This is a genomic window from Cupriavidus sp. L7L, assembly GCF_004353535.1.
Lineage (GTDB): Bacteria > Pseudomonadota > Gammaproteobacteria > Burkholderiales > Burkholderiaceae > Cupriavidus > Cupriavidus oxalaticus_A.
Genome location: NZ_SMNY01000009.1, coordinates 450,729 through 466,037, shown reverse-complemented (window position 1 = coordinate 466,037; position 15,309 = coordinate 450,729). Strand labels below are relative to the sequence as shown.

Genomic DNA, 15,309 nt, shown 5'->3' with positions numbered 1-15,309 from the left:
CTGAATGTTCGTGCCAGCAGTTTGTCGCTCTGGCGCGAAAGCTTGGATTGATGACTAGTGAGCTGGCCACTCAGCAGTGACGTTCGCCCCCACCCCGGCCTCTAGTCCACCCTTCTTGTTGCGCCATAGCAAATTTCTCTTGAAATCAGTCCCTTCAAGCCCCCGTTTCGCCGAGCCGACCGGGCCTCTTCCGCGATTTTCCACACAAAAGGGAGACTCGCACCCCCTGATCGGGTGACGTGCTGCACTGCCGCAACAGCGTCCCGCCGGGGATCGAAAAAAGCAGCGCGCGACATTGCCGCAGTCGGCAGAGCTATGCTAATGTGCCCTCAACACAAAAAATACCAAAAGTATCACGACGATCAGTTTTCGCACCTGCAGGCTGCGAGCCTTGTCGTGGTTCATACCCTTGGGGTCTTCTAATTGCCGGGGAATACAGCCCGCGCGACATCCGCGCTGGCTGGAGCGACGACGTTACCGGGAGAGAAGCATGGGGATCTATCGAGAGATGTTTGTGAGGCACCACGATCGCCTCTCTCTGGCCGTGCGTCTGGCAGACGTAGGAACCATATGGCTGGCCGGCTTTCTTGCCACGGAACTGCGCTTTCCGCCAGACTTCACGGTAGCTGCCCCCATCCATCAGTTCATTCTTTACTTCAGCTGTGTGGTAGCGTTCATCGTGCTGCCGGCCTTCGACTTGTACAACTCCTGGCGTGGCCGCAGCTTTATTTCGCTCGGCGCCCGCCTGCTGGCCGCATGGTCCGTTGTCTGGCTTATCGGCATCATGATGAGTTTCTTGATGCATCAGACTGGATCGCTGTCGCGGCTGTGGGTGGGGTACTGGTATGTGGGAACAGTCATTGGCCTGTTCGCCTTGCGAAGCGCTAGCTACACCCTTCTCGTTCTGGCGCGCGGCCTTGGTCGAAACTCCAAACATATCCTGATCGTGGGATTTGGGACGACCGGCCAGGAAATGTACCGTCGCGCAGCAGCAAGCCGGTGGAGCGGCTTCCGGGTAGCCGGTATCTACGCCGGGCCGGACGACTTCACACCAGAGGGGATCCCCCGCATCGAAGACAGCGACCATATCGCCACCTTCGCTCGCGAACACTGCGTTGATGAAGTCTGGATCACCCTCCCCATCAGCGCCACGCGCCAGATGCAAAGCATTGCCTATGCGCTGCGCAACGACTTTATCGATATCAAGTGGATGCCCAGTTTGCTGGACTTCCAGCTGCTGAATCACCGGATGCAGGACTTTATGGGAATGCCGGCGGTGGAACTGAACCGTCCGCCCTCGCTTGGCGTGCGGGGCGTCCTCAAGGGCGCATTCGACAGAGTTTTTGCGGCTCTGGTATTGGCCCTGCTCTCCCCCCTCTTCCTGTTCATCGCCCTGCTCATCAAGAAAAGCTCGCCCGGCCCGGTGTTCTTCAAACAGGAACGTCTTGGACTGGATGGCCGTGTCATCCATGTCTACAAGTTCCGTAGCATGAAGGTCCACCATGAGCATGGCGCTGTCACCCAAGCAAGGAAGGGCGACAGCCGCGTTACGCCCATCGGCGCCCTTCTCCGGCGCACCAGCCTAGACGAACTGCCGCAGTTCATTAACGTCCTCCGCGGCGAAATGAGTGTGGTCGGACCGCGGCCGCATGCCATGGCACACAATGACATCTACAAGGATCAGCTCGATTTCTATATGCTGCGGCATCGGGTTAAGCCAGGCATTACTGGCTGGGCTCAGATCAACGGATATCGGGGTGAGACCGATACGCTCGACAAGATGGCCAAGCGGGTGGAGCATGATTTGTTCTACATCCGCAATTGGTCGTTCCTGATGGACCTGAGAATTATTTTCTGGACGGCGTTCAAGGGGTGGACGGGTCGGAATGCGTACTGAAAAAATCCGACCGCCAAGCCAGAAAACTATGCATCCAATGAAAGTATTGCATTTGATTAACGGAGAGTTCTACTCCGGGGCCGAAAGAGTTCAGGATCTCCTTGCATTGCGACTGCCTGAGTTCGGCGTCGAATGTGGATTCGCTTGTCTCAAGCCGGAACTGTTTCCAAGCTGTCGGATGTCGGTCGATACGCCCCTTCATAGGGTATTGATGCGTTCCAGATTCGACACGTCTGTAGCAGGCCATGTCGCGGATCTCATCAGGCAGCACGGCTATCGCCTGCTCCACACTCACACGCCACGTACTGCACTCATTGGAAAGTTCGCCGCAAGCAAAGCGGGCATTCCCATGGTTCATCACGTTCATAGCCCTACCCGTCGTGACAGCGATAGCCGCGCTCGCACCTTCATCAATACGATCGTGGAGAACTGGAGTCTCTCAAAAGCCGCGAAGCTTATCGCTGTGTCCAACAGTTTGAGCCAGTATCTTCGCGATTGCGGATTCTCGTCGAATCAGATTGCAGTAGTCCCCAACGGGGTACCCGCAATCGCCGATCAAGCCATTCCGAACGGTAAGTCATCAGAATGGGTGATCGGTACGGTCGCCCTATTCCGTCAGCGTAAGGGGCTCGAGGTGTTGCTACAAGCCATAGCCTTGCTACGAGAGAAGGGCCAATCTGTGCGCCTCCTCGCGGTAGGAGCGTTTGAAACTGTCCAGTATGAGATGCACATCCGCGAGGTCACAGCAAGGCTAAATCTCGATGACGTTATTACTTGGACAGGATTTACTCGCGACGTCCCCACCGAGTTCAAGAAGATGGATGTGTTCGTCTTACCTAGCCTGTTCGGCGAGGGACTACCAATGGTTGTCATCGAGGCGATGGCCCTTGGTCTACCTGTAGTGGCCACAAGGGTCGAAGGAATTCCGGAAGTCCTAGAGCCCGACGGCGCCGGAGTTATTGTCGAGCCCAATCAGCCTCACGCAATGGCCGAGGCAATAGAGAAGCTGATTGAATCACCCGACCGGCTCTACCGGCTTGCGGAGTGCGGGCGGGCTAGACAGCGCTCCCACTACTCGGATCTAGCAATGGCAAGAGAGGTAGCAACCATCTACCGGCAAATCGTAAAATGACCAAACGCCTACATGCATTTGGAATAGAGATCGATGCGATTGACAGAACCGATGCGGTCGCGGAGGTGTTGAAAAAACTCGAATCGGACAAACGTACCTGTGAGTATGTTGTCACGCCGAATGTTGATCACATTGTAAAGCTCGGACAATCAGAGGATTTTCTACGAGCATACCGATCTGCCAGCCTGATACTTGCAGACGGTTGGCCACTTGTCGCGGTGTCCAAGCTCCTAGGGACACCTCTCCCCGAGAGAGTCACCGGAAGCGACCTGGTACCAAATATTTTTGCGCACGCCTCCTCGACATGGCATCGCGACCTCACGGTCTATCTACTAGGCTCAGCGCCCGGAGTGGCTGAGTTAGCTGCACGCAACATCGAAGAAATGTGGAGAAATATTCGCGTGGTCGGCACATATAGCCCTCCATTCGGCTTCGAAAATGATTCGGGAGAGTGTGCTTCCATTTGCGCGAAAATTGCACAATCCGGCGCTGAACTGCTCGTCCTAGGAGTAGGCGCCCCAAAACAAGAACTCTGGGTTGAAAAGTACGCACCCCAACTTCCGGTTAAAGTGGCTCTGTGCGTTGGCGCTACCATCGACTTCCTTGCTGGCGTTAAGCGGCGGTCACCTAAATGGATGCAGCGGGCTGGATTGGAATGGCTGCATAGGATGGGATCTGAGCCACGAAGATTGGCCAAGCGGTACGCTTACGGTGCTGTTACTTTCCCGTTCCTCGTCATTAAGGAGCTGATTGTTGGCCGTTGGCGCAGCGCATAATCCTCTTGCTAGGAACCTATCGGAGCCTTAGCATGGACGAGTAATTGTCCGAATTAATTATTAAGTATTTTTCGCGAGTTGCAGGGCGGTGGAAGAGCCAAAACCGTTGTATCGCCTTGTCATGGGTATCGTTTGTTCAAGTCCGACAATCTCCTAGCCTAACTCTTGTGAAGAGGGAAAGGTTGGTTCAACACCCCCCTATTCGATCTGGGTTACCGGCCGGTGTAACCCATTTCTACCGACAGATATTTACGCTCACGCGTATTTCCTCGCGTCAACGATCACGGTCACTTGAGACGAAATGGCCATGCCCTTTCAGCATAGACTATTTACCTATAGTCGAAGTCGGGCATGCCCCTCCGCCAGAGACGAAAATATATGAGAGCGGCGGACCTGTATCCGTGCACCCCGCGATCGTGCCATGTGCACCTTGCAAACAATCACTATAGTGAAAGTCACGACCGAGCCCGAAATTATTGCTGCATGCTGACGGCATCGGAGGCAACATGGAAAAAACTCGACGTACTGCAATTGCGACGCTTTGCAGCCTCGGTATCTTGTATTTCGGGCGCGCCGTAAGCGCTCAATCGGCCTTGTCCGTGACGCCGTTCCGCGGCCAAATTCTCCGGTTGACAGACTTCGGCGGCAAGGCCGATTGGAACGGTAGCGGCGGCACAGACAACCAAGCGGCACTAAATTCCGCCCTCGCTAGTGGAGCGGCAATCGCAATCCCACCTGGCCGCTTCATGCTCGGGACAACGGTCAAACTACCACCTGGTGCGCGTATCATCGGCCAAGGCGGCGAATTAGTCTTTATCGAGGGCTCACTTCAGGTGAATGCCGGGTGCATCTGCGATGGAATATTTATCTCCGGCAACGGGAGGACTAATCGTGGCAGTGGCTTCAGTATTTTGGCTGGCGCAAATGGCGTGACCCTCATAAGGCCCAAAGTCCGCGACGTTCACTACAACGCTGTTGACAATAGCCACGGCGCCGCCGATCTCATGATTATTAATCCAGATCTTTCGAACATTGGCGGCGAGAACATCAACCCTACCTACCAAGGATGCGGCGTCTACTCAACCAACGGAGTCCGGCTTTGCGTTCGCGGCGGCGAAATGCAACGCACGTATGGTCAAGGCGCGGTCTTCGTCAACGGAGGGGAGGATTATGAAATATCGGGCGTCGACATTCATGACACCTATTATCGCGGAATAACGACCTATAACAAGCCTACCGGTGGACTGATAGCACGTAATACGATCAAGCGCACTGGCGGCTTAAAGCCAAAAGGTTCATCTGGCGTTGGTACCAATGGAATTTATTTGATCCATTCCACGGCAAACGACTGTCTCGTAATTGGCAACAACATCGAAGACGTCGGGGAAAACGGGATCGAAGGGAACGGCATTATTCAAAACAACAAGATAACTCGCACGGGTTATAATGATCTAATAACACCCAGTAAGGAAGGCATCTATTTATTTAGCGATGCAATCGCCCGAGGCAACATAATTCGCGACTCAGCTGGCGACGGCATCAAGTGTTACACAAACGGCAGGACCCGTCATATAGTCGCCACTAATAATGTCATCTACACACCAGCAGAGAGTGGGATATCAATTATTAGTGACGGCGCATCGACAATATTCGGCGAATTGAAGATCGAAGATAACATCGTGTACGGAGATAATAACACCACCAAAGCCGGCATCAGCATTACCAGCAAGAATGGTGGGCGTTATTCTGAGGAGAATTCGGTAGTGCGGAACAACCGCGTCGTCGGTCGCTCTAACAATTCAGTAGATCGCGCTATTACGGCAGTCTCCGGAAATAGCTTTGATAATACAAAGCAACAACAGGAAAAGCCCAATTAACTACGAACGATCTACCGAATCAAGGAAAATACTGGTTGGAAAGCTACATCTACGCTCTGAAGCCAGCGGCGAACAATTCGGTTCCCGCCCAAACGACTGTCTAACTCGAGAGGGCCCGCGCGCGCTGGGTGCCGTTGCGCCACGATCAGGCGCAAACCGTCCAATGACATCGCCCGGGACTTCCTCGGTGGCTGGCGTTGCTGCGTGTGGTAGGCCTGTTTTGATCACGCCCTCCATGCGCTCTCGCCGAGTTGGCGGAGGCGGCCGAGGGTAGCGACGGTGCGCTGCTTGGGCTGAACGTTGTCGTCGCGATAGGTCCGCGCGCATGAGGCAATTTGCCTTATGGCACCGATATTCTGTATCGGGTGATGCAAATGCACCTGCAAGCCGCCGCCAGCGAGCTGCCGCCCACGCGCTTGCCGCTCAATCGATTTGGCACCACGTTTGTCCCCGACCAGACCAAATCCGTGGCTGCACCGTCGACTATCAGTCAAGTCAAGAGCAGGCTCGGGTTCTATCCGCATTGAGGGTTCGCGAGCCAGTCAAACAGCGCAACTGACCATTCTGTATTGGAGCGTTTTCAGTCGGTTCTAATGAAATCAGCGGGCCTACACTCCTAACTGACGATCGGTAGCCCGGAGAGGCAGTCCCTTTCGCCCCGATTTTCGCCTAAAAACCTCGGCAGTCCTTGTCGCCCGGGCAACCGCCCGCTGCTGACTTGTCACAATCTGAAGAGACGCTACCACCAATGCCACCGTCATCACGATAAGACTAACCAAATAAAAGGACGAAATATTATTTTCCAATGACAATCTAAAGACGAGAACAAACACTATAGGTACCCACGCGCGATGATGTTTCCAAACCAGCCTCAAGCCCATCCCAATAGAAAGCACTAGTGCCAGCAGAGCTAACAGGCCAAAATCGACTAGCACGAGCAGAAAGTCGTTATGAGGCATCATCCCCCCCCAAACGCGGGTATAGCCGCCGAAGCCTAGCCCGAAAAGTAGATCCTGTAAGGATAGCGATTTAATGAAATCACCAAAAATCACGTATGCGTAGAAGCGCCATGTAAGTGAGCTCTGATACTCATCGCCCAGTTCCTGGATAGGACGGCCGAGTCGCGCCAACTGCACGACCTGATCCATTGCACCGTTCCAAATTAGCTGAAATGGGCCGAATATCTTACTGAACAACTCAACATCCATCGCATAAATTACGTATCCAGATACCCCAATGCCAATCATCCCAACGAACAGAAGACGCATAATGGAAAAAAATCCAAATCTTCTCATATTCAGAAGGGCGGCCAGACTTAGAATACTAGCACCAGTGGATGTTGAAAGCATACACATTACAACCGGTATTACTTTCTGCCTCACGCGCGCGAAAGAGATGGAATTAATAATATAAACAAAAGCCAAGCTACACAGAGCGTAACTTCCGAGAATATTAGCATGCTCGAAATTAAAGAACTGCCTTCTCAAAGGGTTCGCCACACCAAGAGACACGACGAACGAAATACTAAAGAAGAAGATAAAGCAATTCAGCACGATTCGGCAAACCGCAACTATCTTCTCTTGGGAGAGATTGAGGACAAGTAGCTTTACGCTGTAGTAAATCGGCACCAATGACACGTATCTCAAAAAAGAGTCGAAATCATCGCTTAGAAGATACCACCAAGTACACATTACCAAGTAGGACGAGGCGAGCAGTATGCCGGCCACACCAACTCGCGGCAATGTACGCGGCTGGGCCAAAAGCACAAAGCAAACGCCAATTGCAGCGCCGCTTGTAAGCAAGAAGTTGGCTGCTCGCAAAGGAGATAGAAAATCAATTGATAGTTTCATAAAGAAAAGAACTACCAATAGTACATCCGATCTCATGCAGCCTCCGATCGAATCGGCCTCGCAGGATTTCCAGCAACCACGAAACAAGTTTTTACATCATGGACTACAACAGAGCCCGCACCAATTTTGGCATGGGAGCCGATCGAGATTGCACCTAGAACTGTGCTACCGCAGCCAATATCCACATGGTCCCCTATGATCGGCGCGTCGACTGAGGTGAGCCGGGCCCCGATAGTCGTATTATGACGAATGATGCAATGCGCCCCAATTACCGCGGCTGGATTTATCACAATCCCTTGCGCGTGATATATGGTCAAGGGGCCATTTACCCTGGTCTTCCACGGCAATTCACAACCGAAGAACCATTCCACCAAGACTCTATAAAATACAAAGAGCGGGAAGGCAAAAATTCTAACCACGCGACCTTTCAGATAAAGGCACGACGTAACTCTGTACATGAAAAGTATGAACTGTATCCTCCCACTATGGCGGTTACAATGCCAATCCAAAAATAGAAACCTGATTGCCCTCATAATTTCAGTCTATTCCAACCCAACGATTCCAATTCGAGATATATCACTCTCAAAAAGATGTCATAAAGCAGATCTCGCGAAAATCGATCTACCGATATTTTTCACAACAATAACTCCTGCTCTTCGCGCCATTCTCCAGCGATCTTCAGCTGACGAGCGAATGACTTTCATGGGAATTCGCATTGCACGAACAATGTACCCGAGCGAACCTATTGGCCTCAACCTCCCTGGCCAGAGGAAGTCATAGATATCTGTATGCGAGACCTCCACACCAATCTTTCTCAGGTTACTTTTGACCAAATCCGTATGCCTCTCCTTCTGCAATACCCGCTTTGTCACCCCAATCTGCTGAACATGCATTCTATAATTCAGAAGAACCTTCGGAATGTTAGCGAGCTCACCGTATTGGGACAGGTCTAACCACAGCTTGAAATCTTCGGTATACTCCCACTCCCTTCTATAGCGCAGGCTATGGAGTTTGAGCGTTGCCGACCTGATCATTACCGTTGGATGAGCAAAACAGCTGTGGAACTGCAAATAGGATAGGCATTGTTTATTCAAAACTGGCATCTTGACAATTCCCGTAGCAGCGCCGACTTTCTCATAAAAACTCCCGCAAGCCACAACGGCTTCGTTCATATCCATCAGTTCACACTGTAGCTGGAGGCGATCAGGCAAAGCCTCATCGTCTGCGTCCATACGTGCGATGTACTTACCTCGTGCAAGATCGAGCCCCCTATTAAGCGCCGATACGATCCCACCATTCGCCTGATGGATCACCTTAACACGAGGGTCTCGGTCCACCAACTCTCGAATAATCCTGGCAGTCTGATCGGTGGAGCCGTCGTCAATCACTAAAAGCTCGAAATCGACGAAACTCTGAGCCAAGATTGACTCGATAGCGCTTCGCACGTACTTTTCGCCGTTATAGACCGGCATCACCACTGAAACCTTCGGCATTTACGTCACCCAACCAAGCTGACAAGTCTGCTTTCTTTCGTCCACGAATTTATGTAGCGCGAATTCTTTCCATATGAATTATCGGACACCGTATTGGGTAACTCTAGGAGACAAGCTAAGATATGCCCATGCAAGCGATCCGTGATGACACGCTCGTGGGAAGTGAAGAGGTCAACCGCCTCTGCTATGAGACGATCTGCGTATTGCATCCACAGCATCATCGCCTTCATGGAAAATGGCTTGTCTACGCGCAACAAATGAAGTGCTTTCGTTACACGAAAGAACAGTAGAATTCGCTGAGTACGATCAGCACCTACCAACTGCGGCCAATCGGTCTGTGTTCGCGATTCACTAACGAACTGCTTTCCAATTTCGTCATCTGTTCTAAAAAACCCCAATACCCCGCTTCCCACGCTCACATCCTGCCTTAATGGCCACAATTGGTGAGCCATATCCGGCACGAGATATACATATTTCGACATCGGCTTTGCAAGTTCGTAAGAAGCCGAATCCCTAACAAATATATGAAGATCCTGATGCTTAGATAATAAATCTACGGATCTTTTATAATTCTGCGAGGATTGAAAATGTATCGACTGAGGAAGTATTATTATTCTATTATTTTTCAGGCGATCAATCGTGCTCTCTCTGATTTGCTGCGGCCCCAGATATAAATCACCAAAATTTCCGCCTCCGTGGAACACTACTACTTCCCCGGGCTTAGTCCAATTCGGTCGGTAGTTGTAGTAACCAGCCATTAGTGAGGGTCTGATCTTATTTCGCGAGAAGAAATTCATCGTCCCCTTCATGATCAGTAGATCACCAACATTTCCATGAACAGGCAAATCGATATAGTTAACCGGTCGATCGTCAATAAGGTCAGAGATCATGCAATGCAAGCCTTGGAGATGCAGCATCACTTCTCGGTGCTCTTTCTTCATTACTCATACCTTCCGAGTTTTACGGGAAATTTTTCGCCAATTATCTTGGATATCAGCTTGAAATCGGCCCTCGATGGTGTAATTGACGGGATTGGCTGAGCTAGGATGATCTTGTACATTATAAGAGTGACAACTAGTCGTATGCACGACCCTAACAATAGAAGGAGGGCCAATGTGACCGTGAGGTTTTCCTGCGAGAGAAATGGGATCAGAAACAACACGGGCAATACTGCCGCTAACTGTCGCGTCAGCACGACGCCTGGTCGACCGGTAGCATGGAATTGCTGCGCAAGAATCCACGAGGCGCCCCCGATAACGCTTTCAAAGAGCAATATATTGAACGGGAGAGCAGCCGCTCCAAATTCGCGACCGAAAACAAAGACAATCAAATGAGTGCTAGCAAGCGATATAATCACCGCTAGTGCCAGCAGTGGGAGCAAGGTCATTCGGAACACCATGAGAATGACGTCCTTGGCATCGCCGCTTTCCCGGCCAGCAAAATGCGAGAAGAGCGCAGTGGACGCCGTTTCTTGGATAGCACCGATCAATCTAGAAGTAGAGACTGCTACGCTATACAACCCAAAGTCAGCCAATCCACCGCGCAATAGCAAATAGACTTTATCCAAATTGTTGGTGACCAAACCCAGAACCACCACTGAATGATACTTTAATGCTAAGGGAACAAAGCTGACCACGACATTATTCGAAACGGCAGTTTCGCTAGCACTCCCTGCTTTTCTGATGATTTTTCTCAAAATAATCACCATCAAGGCTATGGAGCAAACTATCGAGAGGACCATTTGCGCAGTCAATGCATACTCAAGCGTCAACCAGCCGCCCAGGAAGCCTGAGAGAAATACAATTAGGCTTAGAAAAGGAAATAACAGCTTCCCGATATTATAAACATTCAGGTCGGATTGCAGCTGCGCTGCACTAACATATAGGGTGTACAGCGAAAATGCAGCAGAAAAAGTGATCGCTAGTGTCGCATGCCCCCCACTCAATTTTGGTGAAGACAAGAGGAACAACTGACCAATCACAACCGCACTAAACAGCACTGCGGCACTACATTTCCAAAGCAAGGCTCGCTGGTCTAGGCCATTATTGGTCCTACTAGCAAAAACAAATGCTTGACCAAAACCGAATTGGGCCAGTCCGGAAACCAGCGTCGTAAGCAATATCACTGCAGAATATGATCCGCGCCCCTCTGGCCCGAGGGCTCTGGCCGTCAGCAAGTTTGATGAAAACCCTATGACGACCACGGCAGCAACGGAACAAATCGATTTAAACCAGGCTTTCGCGATCATCAAGTCATCTCATTTTTTTGGTCGATTCGAGTCTTCTTTGGAAAGCGTTATGATAACTTTGCGAAAATTATGCGCGCCCATAGATATCCTCGAAACGGACTATATCGTCCTCTCCCAGATATGCACCCGACTGGACCTCAATCAGTTCCAATGGGATCTTTCCGGGATTTTCTAGGCAGTGAGGCTCACCAACTGGAATGTAGGTAGATTGATTTTCGGTTAACAAGTAATCCCGCTCTCCATTGCGAATCCGGGCAGTTCCAGACACCACGATCCAGTGCTCGGCGCGATGATGGTGCATTTGGAGGGAAAGCTTTCCCCCCGGCTTCACAGTAATACGCTTCACTTGATAACGCTCCCCGTTGTCGACGGAGTCGTATGCACCCCAGGGTCTGTAGACCTTCCGGTGTTCTTTTATTTCACGGCCGCCTCTCTGCCGTATCTTTTCAACGAGCGCCTTTACATCCTGTGATTTTTCCCTGTGCACTACAAGCACAGCATCCGGTGTCTCGACTACCATTAGGTTATCAAGTCCAGCAACCGCCACCAATCGATGTGAAGAGTGAACAAGACAGTCCTTTGTGTCGTGGATAAGCACATCGCCAGTTGCAAGGTTGCCATCCTCTCCTTTCTCCCCGGCTTGCCAAAGGGCATCCCAGGAGCCCACGTCGCTCCACTCCGCGGACATGGGTATCATGCGAGCTCTATCCGTGTGCTCCATTACCGCATAGTCGATTGAGTCACTACGACACTGCTTGAACGCCTCCTCTTCAAGACGAAAGAAGTCAAGATCCTTGCGCCCTCTGTTTACAGCGTCTTGCACTGAGCGAAACATGTCTGGCTGAAACTTCTCGAGTTCTCCAAGATACGTGGATGCCTTGAACAGGAACATGCCGCTGTTCCAGAAATACCCGTCTTGGGATAGATATTCCTTGGCTGTTGCCACAGAGGGTTTCTCGACAAACCTATCAACCTCAAATGCTGCATTTTCGTCACACGGCCCCGTTTTCATATAGCCGTACCCCGGGGCAGGCTCCGTTGGCACGATGCCGAAAGTCACTATCGCACCATTCTGAGCGGAGGGCACGCCGGCCATTACCGCATGGACGAATGCGGGGATATTGCGAATTAAATGATCCGACGGCAGAAGAAGAAGGAGAGGATCCTTTCCATCAGCCATAGCTGAGAACGCTGCCACGGCAGCTGCCGGCGCAGTATTGCGCCCGTGTGGCTCCAGAATAAGGCTGGCGTTCTCAAACCCAGCTTCACGCGCTTGTTCGGCCACCATGAAACGATGTGCATGACCCGCCATTAAAATAGGAGAGCCGATGTCTGGCACCTCACTGGAGCGCAGAAGTGTATCTTGTAAAAGCGATCGATTGCCCAAAAGGCGAAGAAATTGTTTGGGATAACCTTCGCGTGATAACGGCCAGAGACGCGTGCCAGAGCCACCGCAAAGGATAACAGGAATAATTACAGGCGACGATACCATCCCTGTGCTCCTACTCTCTCATGTTTATATCGGGCGACCTGTACCAAAAAGGATACAGGCGCTTGAAGGAACCGCGCGATCTTTGTGGATTCACGCGCCAACTCCCCCAAAGACGGGAGGAGATTGCTTTATTGCATGGCGAAACAATGGTGCAGGTTACTAAGTCGAAAAATACTAGGTCACCGTTGCTCCGCAGTTTTCTCGGCAGGTGAAACGCTAATTGGCTGTCTTTGCGCTCTTCACCACCGACTCAAGCATCCAACGGATCTGAAGCACTGCAGGGCTACTTATTGCTTATCGGTCGCATAACCATAGTAGGCATAGCGATATCGGCCGTATTTTGAACCGTAACCATAACGGAAGGCTTCCGGATCCAGTCCATTAAAGATCACTCCCTTAACATCGACATTCGCATGACCTAATTGCTTTGTACTTTCCGTTATCTCGCCAATTGTAGTCTTCTCAAAGCGAGTAACTAGGAGTACTGTCCCGCAGCGCGCTGCCAAGATCGCGGAGTCAGAAACCGCTAGCACGGGAGGCGTATCGATGAGAACGAGGTCGTATTTTTCACTGACTTTTTCCAACAAACTCACCATACGCTCATTCATCAAAAGCTCGGCTGGGTTGGGAGGGATAGTGCCAGTCCCGATAAAGTCGAGGTTTTCAGTCACATTATGGTGGATTACTTGCTCCATGGTTGTCTTGCCCACCAGTACGTCAGACAGGCCAGGATTCCGATCCTTACCGAAATACTGGTTCAGATAGCCCTTACGCATATCGGCATCGATCACCAGCACACGTTTCCCACCTGAAGCCATGATGACGGCAAGATTTGCAGATATGAATGACTTACCAACACCCGGGGTAGGCCCGGTAAGAAGCACGCGATTGTTGCCGGCATCCAGCATTGCGAACTGTAACGCCGTGCGTAGACTGCGCAGGCTCTCAATAGAGGGCTCTTCCGGGAAATGCTGAGCAAGAATGTGCTGACCTGGTTTGCGTGAACGAAGCCTTTCTGTCAGATCAACTTGCGCTTGAGAAAGGGGCACCGTTGCGTAGACATTCAACCCAGTGTGCTGCTCGATATCCTGGGCATCCGTGATGCCGCCGTATAGCGCATTTCGCACAAACGCAACCACTACACCCAGCATCACACCAAGCACAGCGGCGAGCGCGATAACCAATGGCTTTTTTGGCTTTAAGGCTTCCTCCGGGATACGCGCGTTATCTACCAATCGAACATTTCCCACCTTTCCTGCTTTCACCAACTTGAGTTGCTGCATGTTGTTCAACAGCCCAACATAGAGGTCATTGTTCACCTGGACGTCACGCATCAAACGTAGCGTGTCCTGCTCGAGGTCAGGCAGCGACTTCATTTGTTTGGCCGCGCTCCCGACCTTTGCGCTCAGTGCGGCGATTTGCTGATCGAGTGCTACCAAGGATGGGTGATTTGGCCTGAATCGCGTCAGCAATTCGGTGCGCTTTTGTTTAAGTTCAAGAAGGCTAGTTTCTGATGTGACTGCTTCCTGAAGATATGCTTTGCCTTCCTCACTTAGATTAAATGTGCCGCGTTTATTGCGCATAGCATTAAACTTGACTTCCGCTCGTTCAAGTTCACTTTTAAGTTGGGGCAGCAGGTCACCGAGGAATATTAGTGATTTTTCTGCCTCAGCTGCTTTCCGCCTAATGTTCTGATCAACATACTCGGCGCCGATTTTATTCAGAATTGCGGATGTCAACGTAGGATTCTTTCCTTGAAGAGCGGCGCCGATGATGCCACTTTGCTTCCCCTTTTCCTCAATTCTCAAATCATCCTGGAGCTTCTCCAGCGTCTTCAGTTCGGAGTGCCGGACTAGCGAAAACGTCGCACCAGTCTTTCCCTTGAGCTCTGTGACCAGCAGCTTGATTTCTCCTACCTGGTGATTTACGACCAGAGGCTCTCCAACTTTGCCTTCAAGTGGATTATCTAGATCACTCTGTTCGAGCAGGAAGCGGCTGCCGTTAAGCACCGTGAGCCGAAACTTCTCGCCTTCCAGATTGGCTGGCACATCAAAGGTAGAAACTTTGATGGCTTCTATACCCCACACAAATCCGCCAATCCCAAATAGTCCGGGCTCAGATAACCGCTTTGAACGGCTTGCGAGCCACTCACCTATCACAGGGAAATACCGAGGCTTAGCATCGATGTATAGCCGCAGGTCATCGACGGCTTTGCCCACGACCATGCGCGAACGCAGAAGCTCGATTTCAGCCGTCGCTTGAGTTTTCACATCAAATAGCGAGGAGACGTCCCCTAGCAGGCTATTGGCACTATTTGGATTGTCCTCCACCTGAACAAGGATGTTTGCCTCATACACCGGCCGCGCCAGAAATGCGTAAGCGAGGCCAAGTCCGAGCACTACTGCTGCGATCGAAGCAATCAACCATCGACTGTTCAACAGGACATCCAAATACCGAACGAAATCGATCTCGCCATCATCCTGCTGTTGGGGAGGCGCAACTTGAACGTAGGTAGGATTCTGGTTCATGAGCTTCACTGCAAAA

Annotated in this window: 11 protein-coding genes; 5 read left to right on the top strand and 6 right to left on the bottom strand. The window is 51.3% G+C overall.

Annotation, left to right across the window (positions count from 1 at the left end):
• Nucleotides 1-508: 508 nt before the first annotated feature.
• The 5 genes from E1J61_RS10065 (at nucleotide 509) to E1J61_RS37360 (ending at nucleotide 6,209) form a co-directional block, all read left to right on the top strand.
• On the top strand, nucleotides 509-1,897 hold the full coding sequence (locus E1J61_RS10065) for an undecaprenyl-phosphate glucose phosphotransferase (protein ID WP_133094223.1): 1,389 nt from the start codon (nucleotides 509-511) through the stop codon (nucleotides 1,895-1,897).
• A complete protein-coding gene (locus E1J61_RS10060; RefSeq protein WP_207951194.1) occupies nucleotides 1,887-3,029 on the top strand; it encodes a glycosyltransferase in 1,143 nt (380 codons plus the stop codon). The genes E1J61_RS10065 and E1J61_RS10060 overlap by 11 nt, the downstream gene beginning before the upstream one ends.
• Nucleotides 3,026-3,805, top strand: a complete 780-nt coding sequence (locus E1J61_RS10055; protein WP_133093912.1) for a WecB/TagA/CpsF family glycosyltransferase — start codon at nucleotides 3,026-3,028, stop codon at nucleotides 3,803-3,805. The genes E1J61_RS10060 and E1J61_RS10055 overlap by 4 nt, the downstream gene beginning before the upstream one ends.
• Before the next feature lie 506 nt (nucleotides 3,806-4,311).
• Nucleotides 4,312-5,682, top strand: coding sequence for a right-handed parallel beta-helix repeat-containing protein (locus tag E1J61_RS10050; protein ID WP_133093911.1), 1,371 nt, complete (start codon nucleotides 4,312-4,314; stop codon nucleotides 5,680-5,682).
• A gap of 374 nt (nucleotides 5,683-6,056) precedes the next feature.
• A complete protein-coding gene (locus tag E1J61_RS37360) occupies nucleotides 6,057-6,209 on the top strand; it encodes a hypothetical protein (RefSeq protein WP_165971450.1) in 153 nt (50 codons plus the stop codon).
• An 81-nt stretch (nucleotides 6,210-6,290) separates the two neighbouring features.
• On the opposite strand, the gene E1J61_RS10045 is transcribed toward E1J61_RS37360, so the two are convergent.
• The 6 genes from E1J61_RS10045 to E1J61_RS10015 form a co-directional block, all read right to left on the bottom strand.
• Nucleotides 6,291-7,568, bottom strand: coding sequence for a hypothetical protein (locus tag E1J61_RS10045; protein ID WP_133093910.1), 1,278 nt, complete (start codon nucleotides 7,566-7,568; stop codon nucleotides 6,291-6,293).
• A gap of 557 nt (nucleotides 7,569-8,125) precedes the next feature.
• On the bottom strand, nucleotides 8,126-9,025 hold the full coding sequence (locus E1J61_RS10035) for a glycosyltransferase family 2 protein (RefSeq protein ID WP_133093908.1): 900 nt from the start codon (nucleotides 9,023-9,025) through the stop codon (nucleotides 8,126-8,128).
• A gap of 5 nt (nucleotides 9,026-9,030) precedes the next feature.
• Nucleotides 9,031-9,966 (bottom strand): polysaccharide pyruvyl transferase family protein, encoded by a 936-nt coding sequence (locus tag E1J61_RS10030; protein WP_133093907.1) that lies wholly within the window; start codon nucleotides 9,964-9,966, stop codon nucleotides 9,031-9,033.
• Nucleotides 9,966-11,273, bottom strand: coding sequence for a lipopolysaccharide biosynthesis protein (locus tag E1J61_RS10025; protein WP_133093906.1), 1,308 nt, complete (start codon nucleotides 11,271-11,273; stop codon nucleotides 9,966-9,968). The genes E1J61_RS10030 and E1J61_RS10025 overlap by 1 nt, the downstream gene beginning before the upstream one ends.
• A 67-nt stretch (nucleotides 11,274-11,340) precedes the next feature.
• Nucleotides 11,341-12,765, bottom strand: coding sequence for a mannose-1-phosphate guanylyltransferase/mannose-6-phosphate isomerase (locus E1J61_RS10020; RefSeq protein WP_133093905.1), 1,425 nt, complete (start codon nucleotides 12,763-12,765; stop codon nucleotides 11,341-11,343).
• A 287-nt stretch (nucleotides 12,766-13,052) separates the two neighbouring features.
• Nucleotides 13,053-15,293, bottom strand: a complete 2,241-nt coding sequence (locus tag E1J61_RS10015) for a polysaccharide biosynthesis tyrosine autokinase (RefSeq protein WP_133093904.1) — start codon at nucleotides 15,291-15,293, stop codon at nucleotides 13,053-13,055.
• Between the last annotated feature and the right edge of the window lie 16 nt (nucleotides 15,294-15,309).

Excerpts from the sequence above, each read along its gene's own strand:
- E1J61_RS10065 (WP_133094223.1), top strand. The coding sequence starts at position 509 with ATGTTTGTGAGGCACCACGATCGCCTCTCTCTGGCCGTGCGTCTGGCA.
- E1J61_RS10060 (WP_207951194.1), top strand. The coding sequence starts at position 1,887 with ATGCGTACTGAAAAAATCCGACCGCCAAGCCAGAAAACTATGCATCCA.
- E1J61_RS10055 (WP_133093912.1), top strand. The coding sequence starts at position 3,026 with ATGACCAAACGCCTACATGCATTTGGAATAGAGATCGATGCGATTGAC.
- E1J61_RS10050 (WP_133093911.1), top strand. The coding sequence starts at position 4,312 with ATGGAAAAAACTCGACGTACTGCAATTGCGACGCTTTGCAGCCTCGGT.
- E1J61_RS37360 (WP_165971450.1), top strand. The coding sequence starts at position 6,057 with ATGCACCTGCAAGCCGCCGCCAGCGAGCTGCCGCCCACGCGCTTGCCG.
- E1J61_RS10045 (WP_133093910.1), bottom strand. The coding sequence starts at position 7,568 with ATGAGATCGGATGTACTATTGGTAGTTCTTTTCTTTATGAAACTATCA.
- E1J61_RS10035 (WP_133093908.1), bottom strand. The coding sequence starts at position 9,025 with ATGCCGAAGGTTTCAGTGGTGATGCCGGTCTATAACGGCGAAAAGTAC.
- E1J61_RS10030 (WP_133093907.1), bottom strand. The coding sequence starts at position 9,966 with ATGAAGAAAGAGCACCGAGAAGTGATGCTGCATCTCCAAGGCTTGCAT.
- E1J61_RS10025 (WP_133093906.1), bottom strand. The coding sequence starts at position 11,273 with ATGATCGCGAAAGCCTGGTTTAAATCGATTTGTTCCGTTGCTGCCGTG.
- E1J61_RS10020 (WP_133093905.1), bottom strand. The coding sequence starts at position 12,765 with ATGGTATCGTCGCCTGTAATTATTCCTGTTATCCTTTGCGGTGGCTCT.
- E1J61_RS10015 (WP_133093904.1), bottom strand. The coding sequence starts at position 15,293 with ATGAACCAGAATCCTACCTACGTTCAAGTTGCGCCTCCCCAACAGCAG.